Annotated in this window: 13 protein-coding genes and 1 pseudogene; 8 read left to right on the top strand and 6 right to left on the bottom strand. The window is 68.2% G+C overall.

All coding sequences use genetic code 11. The features are described from left to right. Positions 1-14: 14 nt before the first annotated feature. The 4 genes from FMP39_RS37480 to FMP39_RS19770 form a co-directional block, all read right to left on the bottom strand. The gene (locus FMP39_RS37480; protein WP_163884630.1) at positions 15-167 is read right to left on the bottom strand and encodes a hypothetical protein; all 153 of its coding nucleotides are present in this window, start codon (positions 165-167) and stop codon (positions 15-17) included. Continuing rightward, a complete protein-coding gene (locus tag FMP39_RS19780) occupies positions 164-1621 on the bottom strand; it encodes an HEXXH motif-containing putative peptide modification protein (RefSeq protein ID WP_141591886.1) in 1458 nt (485 codons plus the stop codon). The genes FMP39_RS37480 and FMP39_RS19780 overlap by 4 nt, the downstream gene beginning before the upstream one ends. Continuing rightward, positions 1618-3105 (bottom strand): HEXXH motif-containing putative peptide modification protein, encoded by a 1488-nt coding sequence (locus FMP39_RS19775; RefSeq protein WP_141591885.1) that lies wholly within the window; start codon positions 3103-3105, stop codon positions 1618-1620. Before FMP39_RS19775 ends, FMP39_RS19780 begins: the two co-directional genes overlap by 4 nt. 310 nt (positions 3106-3415) lie before the next feature. Then, positions 3416-3913, bottom strand: coding sequence for a GNAT family N-acetyltransferase (locus tag FMP39_RS19770; RefSeq protein ID WP_141591884.1), 498 nt, complete (start codon positions 3911-3913; stop codon positions 3416-3418). A 124-nt stretch (positions 3914-4037) separates the two neighbouring features. Between FMP39_RS19770 and FMP39_RS19765 the strand changes: the two are divergent. From FMP39_RS19765 to FMP39_RS19755, 3 genes and pseudogenes are all read left to right on the top strand, one after another. Then, positions 4038-4187, top strand: a pseudogene (locus tag FMP39_RS19765) (RICIN domain-containing protein); the annotation flags it as partial. 119 nt (positions 4188-4306) lie between these two features. Then, positions 4307-5326, top strand: a complete 1020-nt coding sequence (locus FMP39_RS19760; RefSeq protein WP_141591883.1) for a metallophosphoesterase — start codon at positions 4307-4309, stop codon at positions 5324-5326. A 128-nt stretch (positions 5327-5454) separates the two neighbouring features. Further along, positions 5455-5997: a hypothetical protein gene (locus FMP39_RS19755; RefSeq protein ID WP_141591882.1), complete on the top strand. Its 543-nt coding sequence runs from the start codon at positions 5455-5457 to the stop codon at positions 5995-5997. A gap of 3 nt (positions 5998-6000) precedes the next feature. On the opposite strand, the gene FMP39_RS19750 is transcribed toward FMP39_RS19755, so the two are convergent. Then, a complete protein-coding gene (locus FMP39_RS19750; RefSeq protein WP_141591881.1) occupies positions 6001-6897 on the bottom strand; it encodes an NAD-dependent epimerase/dehydratase family protein in 897 nt (298 codons plus the stop codon). A 289-nt stretch (positions 6898-7186) separates the two neighbouring features. On the opposite strand from FMP39_RS19750, the gene FMP39_RS19745 reads away from it, so the two are divergent. Next, positions 7187-9694 (top strand): carboxypeptidase regulatory-like domain-containing protein, encoded by a 2508-nt coding sequence (locus FMP39_RS19745; RefSeq protein WP_141591880.1) that lies wholly within the window; start codon positions 7187-7189, stop codon positions 9692-9694. A 107-nt stretch (positions 9695-9801) separates the two neighbouring features. After that, a complete protein-coding gene (locus FMP39_RS19740; RefSeq protein WP_141591879.1) occupies positions 9802-10443 on the top strand; it encodes a glutathione S-transferase family protein in 642 nt (213 codons plus the stop codon). Positions 10444-10682: 239 nt separating this feature from the next. Here FMP39_RS19740 and FMP39_RS19735 read toward each other — a convergent pair whose 3' ends face one another. Further along, the gene (locus FMP39_RS19735; protein WP_141591878.1) at positions 10683-10871 is read right to left on the bottom strand and encodes a hypothetical protein; all 189 of its coding nucleotides are present in this window, start codon (positions 10869-10871) and stop codon (positions 10683-10685) included. 60 nt (positions 10872-10931) lie between these two features. On the opposite strand from FMP39_RS19735, the gene FMP39_RS19730 reads away from it, so the two are divergent. The 3 genes from FMP39_RS19730 to FMP39_RS19720 all read left to right on the top strand — a co-directional run bounded on the left by FMP39_RS19730 (position 10932) and on the right by FMP39_RS19720 (position 13177). After that, positions 10932-11309 (top strand): hypothetical protein, encoded by a 378-nt coding sequence (locus FMP39_RS19730; protein WP_141591877.1) that lies wholly within the window; start codon positions 10932-10934, stop codon positions 11307-11309. A 162-nt stretch (positions 11310-11471) separates the two neighbouring features. Then, complete coding sequence (locus FMP39_RS19725) at positions 11472-12194, top strand: ABC transporter substrate-binding protein (protein ID WP_194858478.1); 723 nt, start codon at positions 11472-11474, stop codon at positions 12192-12194. Continuing rightward, the gene (locus FMP39_RS19720; RefSeq protein WP_141591875.1) at positions 12191-13177 is read left to right on the top strand and encodes a cation diffusion facilitator family transporter; all 987 of its coding nucleotides are present in this window, start codon (positions 12191-12193) and stop codon (positions 13175-13177) included. Before FMP39_RS19725 ends, FMP39_RS19720 begins: the two co-directional genes overlap by 4 nt. Positions 13178-13185 lie beyond the last annotated feature (8 nt).

The raw sequence follows: 13185 nt of genomic DNA, 5'->3' as shown, positions 1-13185 counted from the left end.
TGACCCGCCGGGGGTCAGTCCTCCTTCTTGGACGTGTCGTTGACGACGTAGGGAGGCCACCACTGGCGCTCCGCGCTCGACCCACACGTCACGCTCGGCTCCTGGAGCAGGTCCTTCTCGGCCACCAGGTTCTTCACGGTCTCCAGCCACTGCGATCCGTTGTTCATGCCACGTCTCCTTGCTGCCGTGTTGGCTCTATGAGGGTACTGCGTACTAGTGAGTCGAGCCCCGAACGCAACTGTCGGCGCGCTTCGTCCGGGGCCACTCTCGCGCCGACAACCTCGAGGTAAGCCCGCTCCATGTCGGAGTACGTCCGGCCGTCGCTGAGTTCGAAAATCAGCCACGCATTCAAGTCGAGCCATTGGATGCGTGGCGCGGCCGGTGAGAACACCATCAAGCACTCGCCCTGCTTCGACGGGCGGACCCGCAGCCCGTTCACCTTGCGGTACGCGGCCCGCTCCTGCTCACGGGCTCGGGGGCCGGCGTCCTTGAGGAAGAGCGCGCGGTCCACGGGCGCCAGGGACTCGCTCAGCCACCGAACGAAGTCGCGCCCTTGCGGGGTGAGCAGGTGGGCCCACTCCGTCAGCAACATCTCTCCCAGGTAGCGGGCACGGTCCACCGAGCGGCCGTAGCGCGAGGCGCTGTCGTTGTTCACCACCGACATCGCATGCGGGCGAGACACATACGCCGAGGGGTCCCCGAACCGCTCCGTCAGGGTGCGGTCCGCCGTGAGCGCGGCCGCCTTGAAGAGCGAGAGGTGCACATAGACGTGGTAGGCGAACACCGTGCGGACGATGGACCAGCGGATGTCACGCCAGGGGACCTGAATGGTCTCCTCCGGACGGACCGCGAGCGCCACCGAGCGCGTCGCGTCGAAGAGCTTCATGTGAAGCCCTTCGTGCAGCAGGCATCCGGCGACGTCCCAGGGGTTCCCGAGCTCCTCCAACGACAGGAAGATGGTGGAGGGCGTCAGGTCGCCCCCCGCGGCGGACAGGACGGTGCCCCCTTCGAGCCGGGCGCTGAGCAGCGCGATGGCCTCGATGTGGGTCAGCGCGCTCGCGCCCGACTCAGGCAGCAACAGGGAGAGCAGCTCGATGGAGTCGTTGATCTTCCGCTGCGCGGTGGCGTCCGGGCTCAAGAGCGTCCCGCCGCTCTTGGACTTCGCGCCGAAGACGCCGTCGAACGCGGCATGCAGCGCCCGGGAGTACGAGTCCGCGGGCCGGGCCACGTCCCACAGCCACTTCGGCACCTCCGTTCCCACCCGAAAGCGAGAGGGCATGCGCGACTCGCACAGGCCCAGCGGCAGCGCCTCCAGCGCGCCCGGCAGCATCTCCTCCAGCGGGTGCGGCGACGCCAGATGACCCGCCTCCAGGCCGGAGAAGGCCTGCTCCAGCGTCAGGCGCACGAGCGGGTCGAAGAAGACGCGGCGCGCGTCGGCGTCACTGAGCGCCTCCACCGTCGACGCGGCGCGCGCCAGGGACGGCAGCCGCTCCGCGAACAACTCCACGCCAAAGCGGTAACGGGTCATCACCTTCGCCAGGATTCGCGGCGAGTCCCCGAACACAGGGTGCTGCGACAGCGCTCGGTCAGCCGTCTGAACGACGCCCAGGCCACTCGTCACGGTGCACCTCCCTCGGCGACCTGCTCAATCATCCCGCTCGACTCCAGGCCCCTGAGCGTGGGCGCCAGTTGGGCCCAGGCGCGCTCGGCCCCGAGCCCCAGCGACGACGTGTACGAGGTGAGGACCTCTTCCTCCGTCTTGCCGTCACACAGCTCGAAGGCGAGCCACGCCGACAGGTTCAGGGTGACGATCTTCTGAGACGTGGGGTCCAGCGCGAACAGCACCTCTGACGCCGGAGAGCGGCGCAACGAGAGGTTCCGCCCCTGCCGGTAACGCACCGAGGACGGCGCCCGGCTGGAGCTGACCGGTGACGGCGTGGAGGCCGCGGCGCGCGGAGCGGTGTCGCCCGTGGTGACTCCGTCCACCAGGGGACGAACCGTGTCCCAGAGCCACGCGACGAGCTCGCGCCCGTAGGGCGTCACCCGGGGCGACAGTGGGCCCGAGAGCTGCGAGTGCAGGTACGCCAGCCGCTCCTCGGCCCGGGAGTAGGGCTTGACGTCGTTCTTCACCACCGACATCGCGTGGGCCGGAGCGTCGTAGTCACGAGGCGCTCCGAACTCCGCGTAGCAGTCCGGCCCCAGGTGCTTCACCGCCTCGCGGAACACCTGCATGTGCGCGTACGCGTGGTAGGCGAAGACGCTGTTGGACAGGGCCGTCCGCCGTCCCCAGGGCAGCTCCACCGGGTCGTCATCCGTCACGATGGCGCCCGTGCGAATCAGGTCGGAGAGCTTGAGGTGAATCGCCTCATGCAGGATATGGCCCGCCGTGTCCCACGGGTTCTCCAGCTCGTCCGGGTCGATGAAAATCATGCACGGCGTGCCGTCGCCCCCGGAGCCGGTGAGCATCCGGCCACGCGGGCCCCGGATGTTCGCCACGGCGATGCAGTGCAGGTGCAGGAAGACGCTCTGCGCCATCTCCGGCACCAGCCGCCGGAGCAGCTCACAGGCCCGCTCCAGGCCCTCCACCATGCGCGGCGTCGGACGGATGATTTCAACGCTGCTCTTGGCCCCTGGCATGAACCCGGTGCGGATGCTGTCGCGCAGCAGGTCCCCAACCCGCGACGGCGTGTCCGGGAGGTCCCAGACCCAGGTGCGGCCCAAAGGGCCCACCGTGAAGTCACGCCCCATCGCCTTGCGCGCGACGGACCTCCCACGGCCCTCCTCCAGCGAATCGAGGGCCTCGCCGAGCAGCGCCGGGAAGGTGTCACGCACCGCCCCTACCGGCCCCGTCGTCTCCAGCTTGCTGATGGCCGTCTCCAGCGCGGCGCGCACGAGCAGGTCACCGAACAAGACATTCACGGACGCGGTGTCCAGCGCCTCGACGCGCTCCATCAGCGCCCGCAGCCGCGCGTCCTGGCGCGACAACACCTCCAGGACGAACTTGTAGCGTTCGATGACACGCAACACGATTTTCGATGAATTTCCAAACGGCTCCTGATGCTGGAACCGATGGTCGAGCTGCCGAATGACCTCAATCTGTTGCACGCTGCTCTCTCCTCGGACGACAGACTCATCAAAAAATCCGCATCCCGGCATAAACAGCATTTCGCAATTTAAAGGTAACAACGCTTGAAGCCTGTCACAAGCACCCGGCGAAGAAACAGCGACCTGTCCTCGCTATTTCCCGCGACAACCAGACAGCTGTCTCTGGAAAGAAACTGTCTCAGTGAAGTAGCGAAGACGCTGTGCGTTGGCTCGCCCGGAGCACCGCGCCCAGCCCCAAAGACAGCCAGCAACGCATCAACCGCAGGAAGCAATTGGAGTTGAGCATCGCACGGCTGTCATGCCCGCAGCCTCATCTTGTCTTCCCTTTCGCGCCCTCTTCTCGATTTCGAACATAGACGTCCGGGTCATGGCGCTCCATGAAGGACGCGGGTGCGCCCAATGGCCGAAAGCCGTAACGCGCATAGAGCGAATGGGCATCTCGCGTGGCGAGCAAGAACCGCCGAAGCCCTTGCAGGTCGGGATGCTCGAGCAGCGCCTCCATCATCCACTGGCCCAGGCCCCGCCCCTGGTACGACTCCAGGACGAAGACGTCACAAAGATAGGCGAAGCTCGCGCGGTCGGTGACGACGCGGGCGTAGCCCACCTGCTCTCCAGAGGAATAGAGCCCGAAGACGAGCGAGTTCCGGGCGGCCCGCTCGACCGTCTCCCGGGGAATACCCGCGGACCAGTATGAGCGGGACAGGTAGCCATGGACGACGTCCAGGTCGATGCGCGCGGGGTCGTCGGAGGCGACGAACCCGTCATCGCGGTGGACTTCATAGGGAATGGCCTCAGTGTGGGTGCGCATGGGCGTGACGCCATCCTACGTCCTCCCCACGTGTCGCCCGCTGTGCTGCACCCAGGGAGCAGTACAGTTCGTCGCGCGCGTCAGGGACAGGCCACCGCGACCTCGTCCACCTGGGTGCGGCAGCGCATCCGCGAGTGACCTGGTCAGCGTGCTCGCCAACAAGTGCGTGGACATCGTGAACCACAACACGTCCAGCGGCGCCCGGCTCATCACCTACGAGTGCACGGGCAACCCGAACCAGCAGTGGGACTACCGCTGCCCCTCCGTCGCCTGACCGAGCGGCCCGGGTGCCTGGAGGCGATTCAGGCACCGAGGGCCGCGCGGGCGTGACACGCTGAGGTCCTCCAGCGCGCCTGGGCCGGCCAGCCCAGGCGCGCCGTCTCACCAGAGGACATGCCCATGCCCCCCTCTTTGCTCCGCACGCGCCCCCTGCTCGTGCTCGTCCCGCTGCTCCTGGCGGCGGCACCCGCCCCCCATGCCCCGGCGCAGCCTCGGCTGGAGGACTCGGTCCCCGACACCTTCACCGGCGTGGAGCGCGTGGTGGCGGTGGGGGACGTGCACGGTGACGTGGACGCCCTGAAGGAGGTGCTCCGGCTCGCCGGCCTCATCGACGCGAAGGACCGGTGGATTGGCGGCAAGACGCACCTGGTCCAGACGGGCGACGTGCCGGACCGGGGCGACTACACGCGAGCGGCGTTCGACCTGCTCATGCGGCTGGAGCAGGAAGCGCTCGCCGCGGGCGGACAGGTCCACGCCCTGCTCGGCAACCATGAAGCCATGAACATGCTGGGTGACCTGCGCTACGTGAACCCCGGGGAGATGGCTTCGTTCGCCGACCAGAGCCCCGAGCAGGACAGCGCCGGCTCCCCACCCGGCCTCAACGGGCACCGCGTCGCGTACAGCCTCCAGGGACGCTACGGCCAGTGGCTGCGCAAGCACGCCGCCGTGGTGCGCATCAACGACACCCTCTTCGTGCACGGCGGCGTCGCGCCCGGCGTTCCCGGCGGAAACCTGGCCGAACTCAACCGCTGGGTGCGCCAGGACTTCTTCCCCGACAATCCCCCCGGCGGCGCGCGGGACGCACAGGGCCCCTTGTGGTTCCGAGGCTACGCCCTGGGCGAGCCGCAGGACGCCGAACCCGCGCTGGACGCGGTGCTGAAGCGTTATGGCGCCAGGCGCATGGTCATGGGGCACACCACGAACCGCGACGGCAAGGTGAAGGTGCGCTTCAACGGCAAGGCGCTGCTCATCGACACCGGGCTGAGCACCGGGTACGGGCGGAACCTCGCGGCCCTGGAGCTTCGCGGCGGCAAGGTCAACGCCCTGTACCGCGAAGGCCCCGTCACGCTGGGCTCCGTGGAGCCCTCCGCCGCGCCGGCTCGCCCCGCGGGGCCGAAGGCTCGGAAGAAATGAGCAGACGCGCCCCGTCCGTCCCCGCGACTGCGCACGGGCGGTGACGCAACGTGCAGTCCCTTGCACAGGCAAGACGTGCCATTCCTTCGCGCAGAGACAGGGCCCGGTGGTTGCATCCGGGCGGCCGCATGCGCCTTCCCGTCCCGCTCCTGGCGGCGTCCGTGCTCTTCGCCCTGCCCGCGAGGGCGGACATCACGCTGTTCCCTGAAAGAGAGACCTGGCTGTCCGTGGGCCCCCTGTACAGCGCGGCATTCGGGGCGGACGAGTCCGGCACGGGCGTGGGCGGGGAATTGACGCTCAATTGGTTCAAGGGCGTGGGCGCCCTGGGCCTCTTCGCGCAGGCACAGAAGATGGAGCGCGGCAGCGCGCGGCTCTGCGCCGGGCTCCAGGGCACCCTGTTCTTCGGGGGTGTGGAGCTGGGCGTCATGCATGAAACGGCGAGCAGGACGCGCGTGGCGACCACGGGCCTGCACGTCGCGCCCTACCTGGCCTTCGTGTTCGGCAGTCTGGGCGTGCGCTTCGGGATTCCCCTGGCCGGGGAGCGGGACATCGGCCCCGGCGGCGAGGAGCGGACGCGGCATGCCCGCGAGGTGGGGCTGGTGTTGACGCTCAAGCTCCCCGTCGCGCTGAGCTCGCACTCCGTCTGGGGTCCCATCTTCCCCTGGAACTAGCACTCAACCGAGCGGCATCTCGTCGCGAATCCACGCCGTGACGGAGTCGTGCCGGGGCTTCCAGTCCAGTTCGCGGCGCGCGCGCTTGCCACGCACGCGGCTGTTGGAGCCGAAGGAGTAGCGCGCGTGGCCTTCACCCCATTCGCGGCTGGCTTCCTCCACCGACCAGGATTGGACGGGCCCCAGCCCGAGCCGCTGGGCGATGGCGGCGCCAATCTCCGCGTAGGAGGCCTCGCCGTTCTCCACGAAGTAGAAGGCCCCGGCGGGCGCGCGCTCCAAGGCGAGCAGATACAGCGCCACCACGTCATCGATGTGCACGTTGGACCAGCGGTTGACGCCCTTGCCGACGATGCGCACCACGCCGCTCTTGCGCGCCTGCTTCACCAGCGGGGGAATCTGCACGCTGTCCGGGCTGAGCCCGGTGCCCGTGCCGTAAATCATCGTGTTGCACAGGACGATGCCGCGCATTCCCTCGGCGCCGAGCACGCTGGTATCGACCGCGTGACGGGCCTGCTTGTCGGGCTCGACGATGAAGGGGGTGTCCTCGTCGAACACCTTGTCGGAGAGCACGTCGCCTCGGGCGTCGTCGCCAATCACGCTGGAACCACTGGTGTGGAGCAGCGGCTTGCCAGAGCCGCGCAGCCCCGCCAGGAGCGCCTCGACGGCCTCCGCGTGGTCACTGCTGGCCGCGTTGATGACCGCGTCCGCGCGCCGCGCCTCGGCTGTCAGCAGCGCGCGGTCCTCCAAGTCCCCCAGCACGGGCTCGATGCCGAGCGCCGCCAGCCGCTCCGCCTTCGCCTTGTCCCTGACCAGCCCTCGGATGGCGTGGCCACGGGCCTTCAGCGAGTGAGCAAGGGAGCCGCCGATGAAGCCGCTCGCGCCCGTCAGGAACAGTTGCATGGACGACCTCCAGGTTCAGTGATGCGTGCAGTCTGCGCATTCCTCCCAGGAAACGCCGCCCGCCTCAACGGACCACCGTCAGCTTCGGTGACTTCTGGGCACGCTGCCCCAGGTCGCTCTCTCCCCAGGCACAGGGCCAGCACCACCTTGCGGAGGGATTCCCCCAGCTCGGTGAGGCTACGCGGGCTCCATGAGGCGTCCGACACGCGACGCGCGTGCTGCGCGATTGCTGAGCCAATCATGACGATTCCGTGAGGCTTGCCCCGCCGCGGCTCCCTACCGTCGGGGCATGACGAGGACGAGGGAGCGGCGCAGGCGCAGCGGCGGGGCGTTCACGATTCTGGCCGTCGGGGTCCTCGGGATGCTCGCCTGGGATGCGAACTCCACGTCAGAGGCCGTCGCCCGAGGCGCAGGCGTCGCCGCATCGTCGCAAGCCGCGAACCGCATCGAAGAAACTGGCACCCCAGGCATGGCGGCGCTGGGCTCGCTTCCTCAACCCGAAAAGAGACGGCGCATTCGTGGCACCGTGGTGGATGCGCGAGGAGTCCCCCTCGCGGGCGTTCGCGTGTCCGCCCTGTCGCGGGCCGAGGAGCCCCTGGCAGAGCTGCCGTGTCCCGACTGGGCGCCTGGTACAGGGGGCTCCCGCCGCGAGGGGAAACCCCTCCGGCTCATGCATGACTGCCCGCGGGCGGCCCAGGACATTCTGACGGAGTGGGTTTCCTCCCGCATGGGCGAAGCCATCCTCCAGGCAGAGACGGTCACCGACGGTGACGGCACCTACGTCTTGGATGGACTGGACGTCGGAATCCTGTCGGTCTGGGCCTTGAACGAGGACGGGGCGGCCGTGCAACAAGGCATCCTGGGGACGCACGACGGACTGCAGTTGGTGCTGGCTCCGGGTTTACGGGTGGAGGGAACCGTCTTTGGTGAGGACGTACCGCTACCAGGCGCCCGCATCAGCCTGGTCTCCGTGGCGACGGACCGATACTTCGACGGCATCGCAGGTCCGGATGGCCGGTTCCATATCGGCCCTCTGCCGTATGGGCATTACGTCCTCCTGGCGAAGCAGGATGGCTGGCGACCGGAGCTCCTCCATCTCAATGAGGCCACCGCCCTTCCGTGGGGCAGCGTGCATCTCACACGGCCGCTGAACCATGCAGGCCGAGTCCTCTTCCAGGGAAGCCCCGTCGCGGGCGCCCGCGTCGAGCTCACCGCGGAGTTTCCACATGACTTCCCCTTTCAGTTCGCCACGTCCGACGCGAAAGGACGGTTTCATTTCTCCGGACTCCGCAATGGCTACGGCCTCAAAGTGTCGGCCTTCCATGAAGGGATGATTGCCAGCGAGGAAGTCACCCTGAAGGAACGAAACGGGGCTGAGACGGTACTCGAACTGCGGCCTGCACCTCATTTCGAAGGAATCGTTCAAGACGAGGCGCGCCAGCCCATTCCAGGTGCCCGCGTCTCCGTCGTTCCGCAGCGCCTTGATATCGACTACCCCGTCACGACAACGAACCTGGATGGCCGCTTTCGTCTGGGCCCCTTCGGCCCCGACATGAACCAGGTCACGGTGTCAGCACCGGGTCATCTGGACGAAGTCGTCACGCTGAGTTCTCCGGAGACCACGTCCCCTGCCACCATCACCCTGTTTCGCGCGGTGTCCATCGCCGGCGTTGCAGTCGACGCACGCGGGGCGCCCGCTTCGAACGTCACGCTCAGGTTGGAGCGCCAATGCAACCCCGCGGTGCCATACCATGCTCATGAGACGACCACGGACGACGTCGGCCGTTTCGAGCTGAAAGCCTGCCGCGCAGGTGATTGGGGGCTCCAAGCCGTTGACCCGCGCTTCCTTCCGGACGTCGCTTCGGTGCACGCGCCTAGCGGCGACCTCCGCATCTCGCTGAAGCAAGGCCCGACTGTGTCAGGCATCTTGTTGGATGAGCACGATGTTCCCGTGCCCGATGCGGACGTCATCCTTGCCAGGCGCGAGGCGAAAGACACGCACAGCCGCTATACATCTTCAGATGCCCAGGGACACTTCCAACTCGGGGCCGTTCCGCCAGGGCACTACACGGTGTGGGCACAAAAGGAGGTTCTGGGTGTCATCCGGCGAACCGTCGCCCAGGACATCGAGTTGCGAGAGGGACCTCCGCCGCAGGTGGAGCTGCGCTTTCCCGAAGGTGTGACGGTCTCCGGCATCGTGGTGACAACGAGCGGAAGGCCCCTGGAGGGCGCGACTATCACGGCCTCTCGGCAGTCACCAGTTGACGCGACAGAGCCGCCGACCGTCAGCTTCAAATGCGGCGGACCTTTCGGCGTTCGCACAGGCGCGGATGGGCGATTCGTCCTGCGGCATCTGTCTTCCGGCCCGCACACGATATCGGCCTCGATAGATGGCCATACCTTCGTCCCAGCACAATCCTCGGGAGGGACCGAATACGAGACCTTCGCACTTCTTGTGAAGCCGGGGGAGGCCCCCCTCCGTATCGTCATGCAACGTGATTCACAAATCCGAGGCAGGCTCCTGGGTCCCGATGGGGCGCCCTTCTCAAATTTCGTCCTCAACAACCGCGAATTCTATGTCGACCCCCAGGACGGCGCCTTCAAATGGTCGACCCTGAAATCTGGGGTGCAGACGCTGAGATTCGATGCCCCCGGGATGGCATCACGAACCCTCACGGTCGATGTTCCCTTCGAAGGCGATGTGGAGTTGGGTGACATCCACATGAGTCCGGGGCCTTCCATCCTGGGTTCACTGCTGGACGCTACGCCTCGCGAACCTGTCGCCATAGGCTGGTGACGGCACGGCCACATCCATTTCCACCGGGAGGAGTTGACGATTCCGGCCTCCGGGGAAATCGTCCCCACGTGGGTTCCCGACAGGCAGCCACTGCCCTCTTCTGGGGAATGACGGAACGGTCCATGAACGACTATGAGTTGATTGGTTCACCGGGATGTGGCTCGGCCATCGTGGAGATGGCGCTGAGCATCACTGGCATCCCGCACCGCCTGACGGAGCTACCCTACCTGGAGCCCGGTCCCGGACGCGACCGGCTGCTGAAGCTCAATCCCCTGGGGCAGGTGCCCACCCTGATCCTCCCCGATGGCGCGGTGATGACAGAGAGCGCGGCCATCATCCTGCACCTGCACGACGTCTCGCCCCAGAGCGGCCTGGTGCCGGAACCCACGGCGCCCGAGCGCGTGCGCTTCCTCAACCTCCTGCTTCGCCTCGTGGGCGCGGTGTACCCGACGTTCACCTACGCGGACGACCCGCCGAAGTGGACCCTGCCCGGTCCCGCCGCGGACCGGCTGCGCGACACCGTCATGGAGCGCCGCGCCAACCTCTGGCGCGAAATCGAGGCCCAGGTGGGCAAGCCCCACGTGCTCGGCAAGCGCTTCAGCGCGCTGGACCTCTACGTCACCGTGATGACGCACTGGCGCCCGAACAAGGCCTGGTTCATTCAGAACTGCCCCGCCCTGGCAGCAGTGGCCACTCAAGCGGAGAAGAACCCACACGTCGCCGCAGTGCTGGAGCGCCACTTCAGTTAGAGACAGCGTCGGCTCCCGCAGGGGCTCAGGTCCAAGCCCCTGGCTCCTCGAGGCCCGCCTGGTCCTCGACAATCCCTCCCCGTGCCGCTTCGACATGGGACTCGTGAAGGGCATGGCCCAGCGCTTCGCGCCCGAGGCCGCCCTCCCCCACGACACTTCAGCAGGGTGCCGCCAGAAGGGCGCGAATTCCTGCACCTACCACGTCCTCTGGCAGGTCAGCCCTCCCGGCGGCCTTGGGTTCAGCCTTCTGCCCGCCCCGGGGTGTGGTCCGGGTCCGGGTAGGGGCGAACACGGTGCGGCGCGTCCTCGTCGTCGCCCTCCGCGCTCCCAGGCGTGTGGCCCGGCTCTTCCTCCATGTAGCGGCTCTGTCGCTCCTCCGCCTCCTCTGGCGGCTCGGACAGCGGCCGCGGCGCTTCCACATCTGGCATGGCGATGTCCTCCTCTTGGAGAAGATAGGCAGTCGTCAGTCATGCGATGGTCTCGCCCATATGACGCTCCACCGATTCCTTGGCACCGCTCGGGGGCTGCTGCGGAATGCCATCGGCATTCCCCTGACGCTGTACATGGCGCTCCGCCCCGGGAAGAAGGAGGCGGAACGCGCGCAACGCAATGCCGAGACGCTCATCGCGGCCTGCCGCGCCTACCAGGCCCGGCACGGACAGCTCCCCGACACCCTGGAGCAGCTCGTGCCGGAGTTCCTCCCCCAGCTGCCACCCGCCAGGTTCAGCGGCCCTCACTTCGGCTTCACCTACGACGTGAGCGGCCCGGCGGACGCACGCCGTCACGTGCTGGGATGGACGGACAGGATTCCCTTCGGGCGCCCCTTCTTCGTCTTCGAGGAGGAGCGCTGGGGCTACCTGGATTGAACGCGTCCCGGGCCCGCGAGCAGGCAGGCGGTCCCCTCTTCGCCGTGACTCCGAGGAGCAGTCGGGGCGCGTAGCGCCTCATCCGCCGCGTGCCTACCGTTCCCGGTGCGATTCACGGACCGAAGGGAGGCGCAGACGGTGCGCGGTGAAAGGCGTGTCGGAGTGTTGCTGTTCGGTTGGCTGGCCCTGCTCCTGGGGGCCTGTGGCCTTCCCCGGGATACCCACGGGACGCAGGAGCGCATCGTCCGAGATGGCGTGCTGCGCGCGGGGCTCGTGCGCCATGAGCCCTGGACGGGCCTCCAGGACGGCAAGCCCACGGGGCCTGAAGCCGAGGCGGTGGCGAAGCTCGCCGAACAACTGGGGGCGCGCGTGTCCTGGACGGTGGCCCCGGAAGCCGAGCTGATGCACGCCCTGGAGGAGCGAGCGGTGGACGTGGTCGTCGGAGGAATCACCGCGAAGTCCCCCTGGGTGAAGCAGCTGGGTGCGGGACAGCCCTACCTCACCACCCGGATGCGTGTGGGCGCGCCGCCGGGGCAGACCGTTCCGGAGTCCCTGGAGGGTGCCTCCGTCTCCGTGGCGCCGGGCAGTGACGCCGGGCCGCAGCTTCAGGCCTGGGGCGCCCGGGTTCGCGAGGTGGAGCGGCTGCATGAAGCCCCGGGCCTTCGGGCCGCCTGGGACTGGCAGCTCGATGGATGGGGCTACGCCGCTGGCGAAGACGTGCTCCGCGAGGAGCAGCGCATCTGGGTGGTGCCCGCGGGCGAAAACCGCTGGCTGCTCACCGTGGACCGCTTCGTCCTCGACCACGCGGAGCCCATCCGGCGGCGCCTCCTCGCCTCCGCCAGAGCCGGTGAGACACCCACGACCTCCGAGGAGGACCGGCGATGAGCTGGCGGCAACGACGGCAACACGCCGGACATGCGCGCGGCCCGGTGGACCCGAAAGACTTGCCTGACGACAAGCACCGCGCCCTCAAGCGCGCGCAGCGGCTGGAGGCCTGGTCACTGGCGTACCTGGCGTCGGCCATCGTCATCATCTACCTCACGCTGGGCGCGTCCCAGGCCATGAAGGCGGCGTGGCTGGAGGACCTGCTCAGCCTCATTCCGCCCATCTCCTTCCTGGTGGGCAGCCGGGTGGCACACCGGAAGCCCTCCGCCGAGTACCCCTATGGCTACCACCGCGCCGTCACCGTGGCGTACCTGGTGGGCTCGGTGGCGCTCCTCTTCATGGGGATGTGGCTGTTCGTGGAGTCCGTGCTCAAGCTGGTGCGCACCGAATACCCGTCCATCGGGACCACGCAGTTGTTCGGCCACACCGTGTGGATGGGCTGGCTGATGCTGGCGGCCCTGCTGTGGTCGGCGATTCCGTCCGTGTTGCTGGGACGGGCGAAGCTGCCACTGGCGGAGTCGCTCCACGACAAGGTGCTTCACGCCGACGCGCTGATGAACAAGGCGGACTGGCTCACCGCGGTCGCCGCCATGTTGGGCGTGCTGGGCATCGGCATGGGCTGGTGGTGGGCGGACGCGGTGGCGGCGGGGGTCATCGCGCTGGACATCGCCTGGGACGGACAGCGGCACCTGCGCACCGCGCTGGGTGACTTGATGGACCGCGCGCCGCGCACGCTCGACTCGAAGCACGCCGAGCCGCTGCCGCGCCGCATTCACGAGGCCCTGTGCGGCCTGGACTGGGTGGAGGCCGCTCAGGTGCGCGTGCGCGAGGACGGACACGTCTTCTGCGCGGACGTACGCCTGGTGCCGAAGGAGCGGGGACCGGAGCTCGTCACCCGGCTGGGCAACGCCGCCGAGGACCTCAAACGCCTGGACTGGCGCCTGCGCGACGTGCTGCTGGTACCGGTGGACCGGCTCGGCTGACCCGGGCC

This window comes from Myxococcus sp. AB056, assembly GCF_006547365.1.
In the GTDB taxonomy this organism is placed as follows: domain Bacteria; phylum Myxococcota; class Myxococcia; order Myxococcales; family Myxococcaceae; genus Myxococcus; species Myxococcus virescens.
This window is presented reverse-complemented; position numbering and strand designations above follow the sequence as displayed.

Bases quoted from the DNA above. Each gene is read 5' to 3' on its own strand.
- FMP39_RS37480 (WP_163884630.1), bottom strand. From the start codon at position 167: ATGAACAACGGATCGCAGTGGCTGGAGACCGTGAAGAACCTGGTGGCC.
- FMP39_RS19755 (WP_141591882.1), top strand. From the start codon at position 5,455: ATGCGCCTTCCCGTCCCGCTCCTGGCGGCGTCCGTGCTCTTCGCCCTG.
- FMP39_RS19735 (WP_141591878.1), bottom strand. From the start codon at position 10,871: ATGCCAGATGTGGAAGCGCCGCGGCCGCTGTCCGAGCCGCCAGAGGAG.
- FMP39_RS19770 (WP_141591884.1), bottom strand. From the start codon at position 3,913: ATGCGCACCCACACTGAGGCCATTCCCTATGAAGTCCACCGCGATGAC.
- FMP39_RS19760 (WP_141591883.1), top strand. From the start codon at position 4,307: ATGCCCATGCCCCCCTCTTTGCTCCGCACGCGCCCCCTGCTCGTGCTC.
- FMP39_RS19720 (WP_141591875.1), top strand. From the start codon at position 12,191: ATGAGCTGGCGGCAACGACGGCAACACGCCGGACATGCGCGCGGCCCG.
- FMP39_RS19730 (WP_141591877.1), top strand. From the start codon at position 10,932: ATGACGCTCCACCGATTCCTTGGCACCGCTCGGGGGCTGCTGCGGAAT.
- FMP39_RS19740 (WP_141591879.1), top strand. From the start codon at position 9,802: ATGACGGAACGGTCCATGAACGACTATGAGTTGATTGGTTCACCGGGA.
- FMP39_RS19750 (WP_141591881.1), bottom strand. From the start codon at position 6,897: ATGCAACTGTTCCTGACGGGCGCGAGCGGCTTCATCGGCGGCTCCCTT.
- FMP39_RS19745 (WP_141591880.1), top strand. From the start codon at position 7,187: ATGACGAGGACGAGGGAGCGGCGCAGGCGCAGCGGCGGGGCGTTCACG.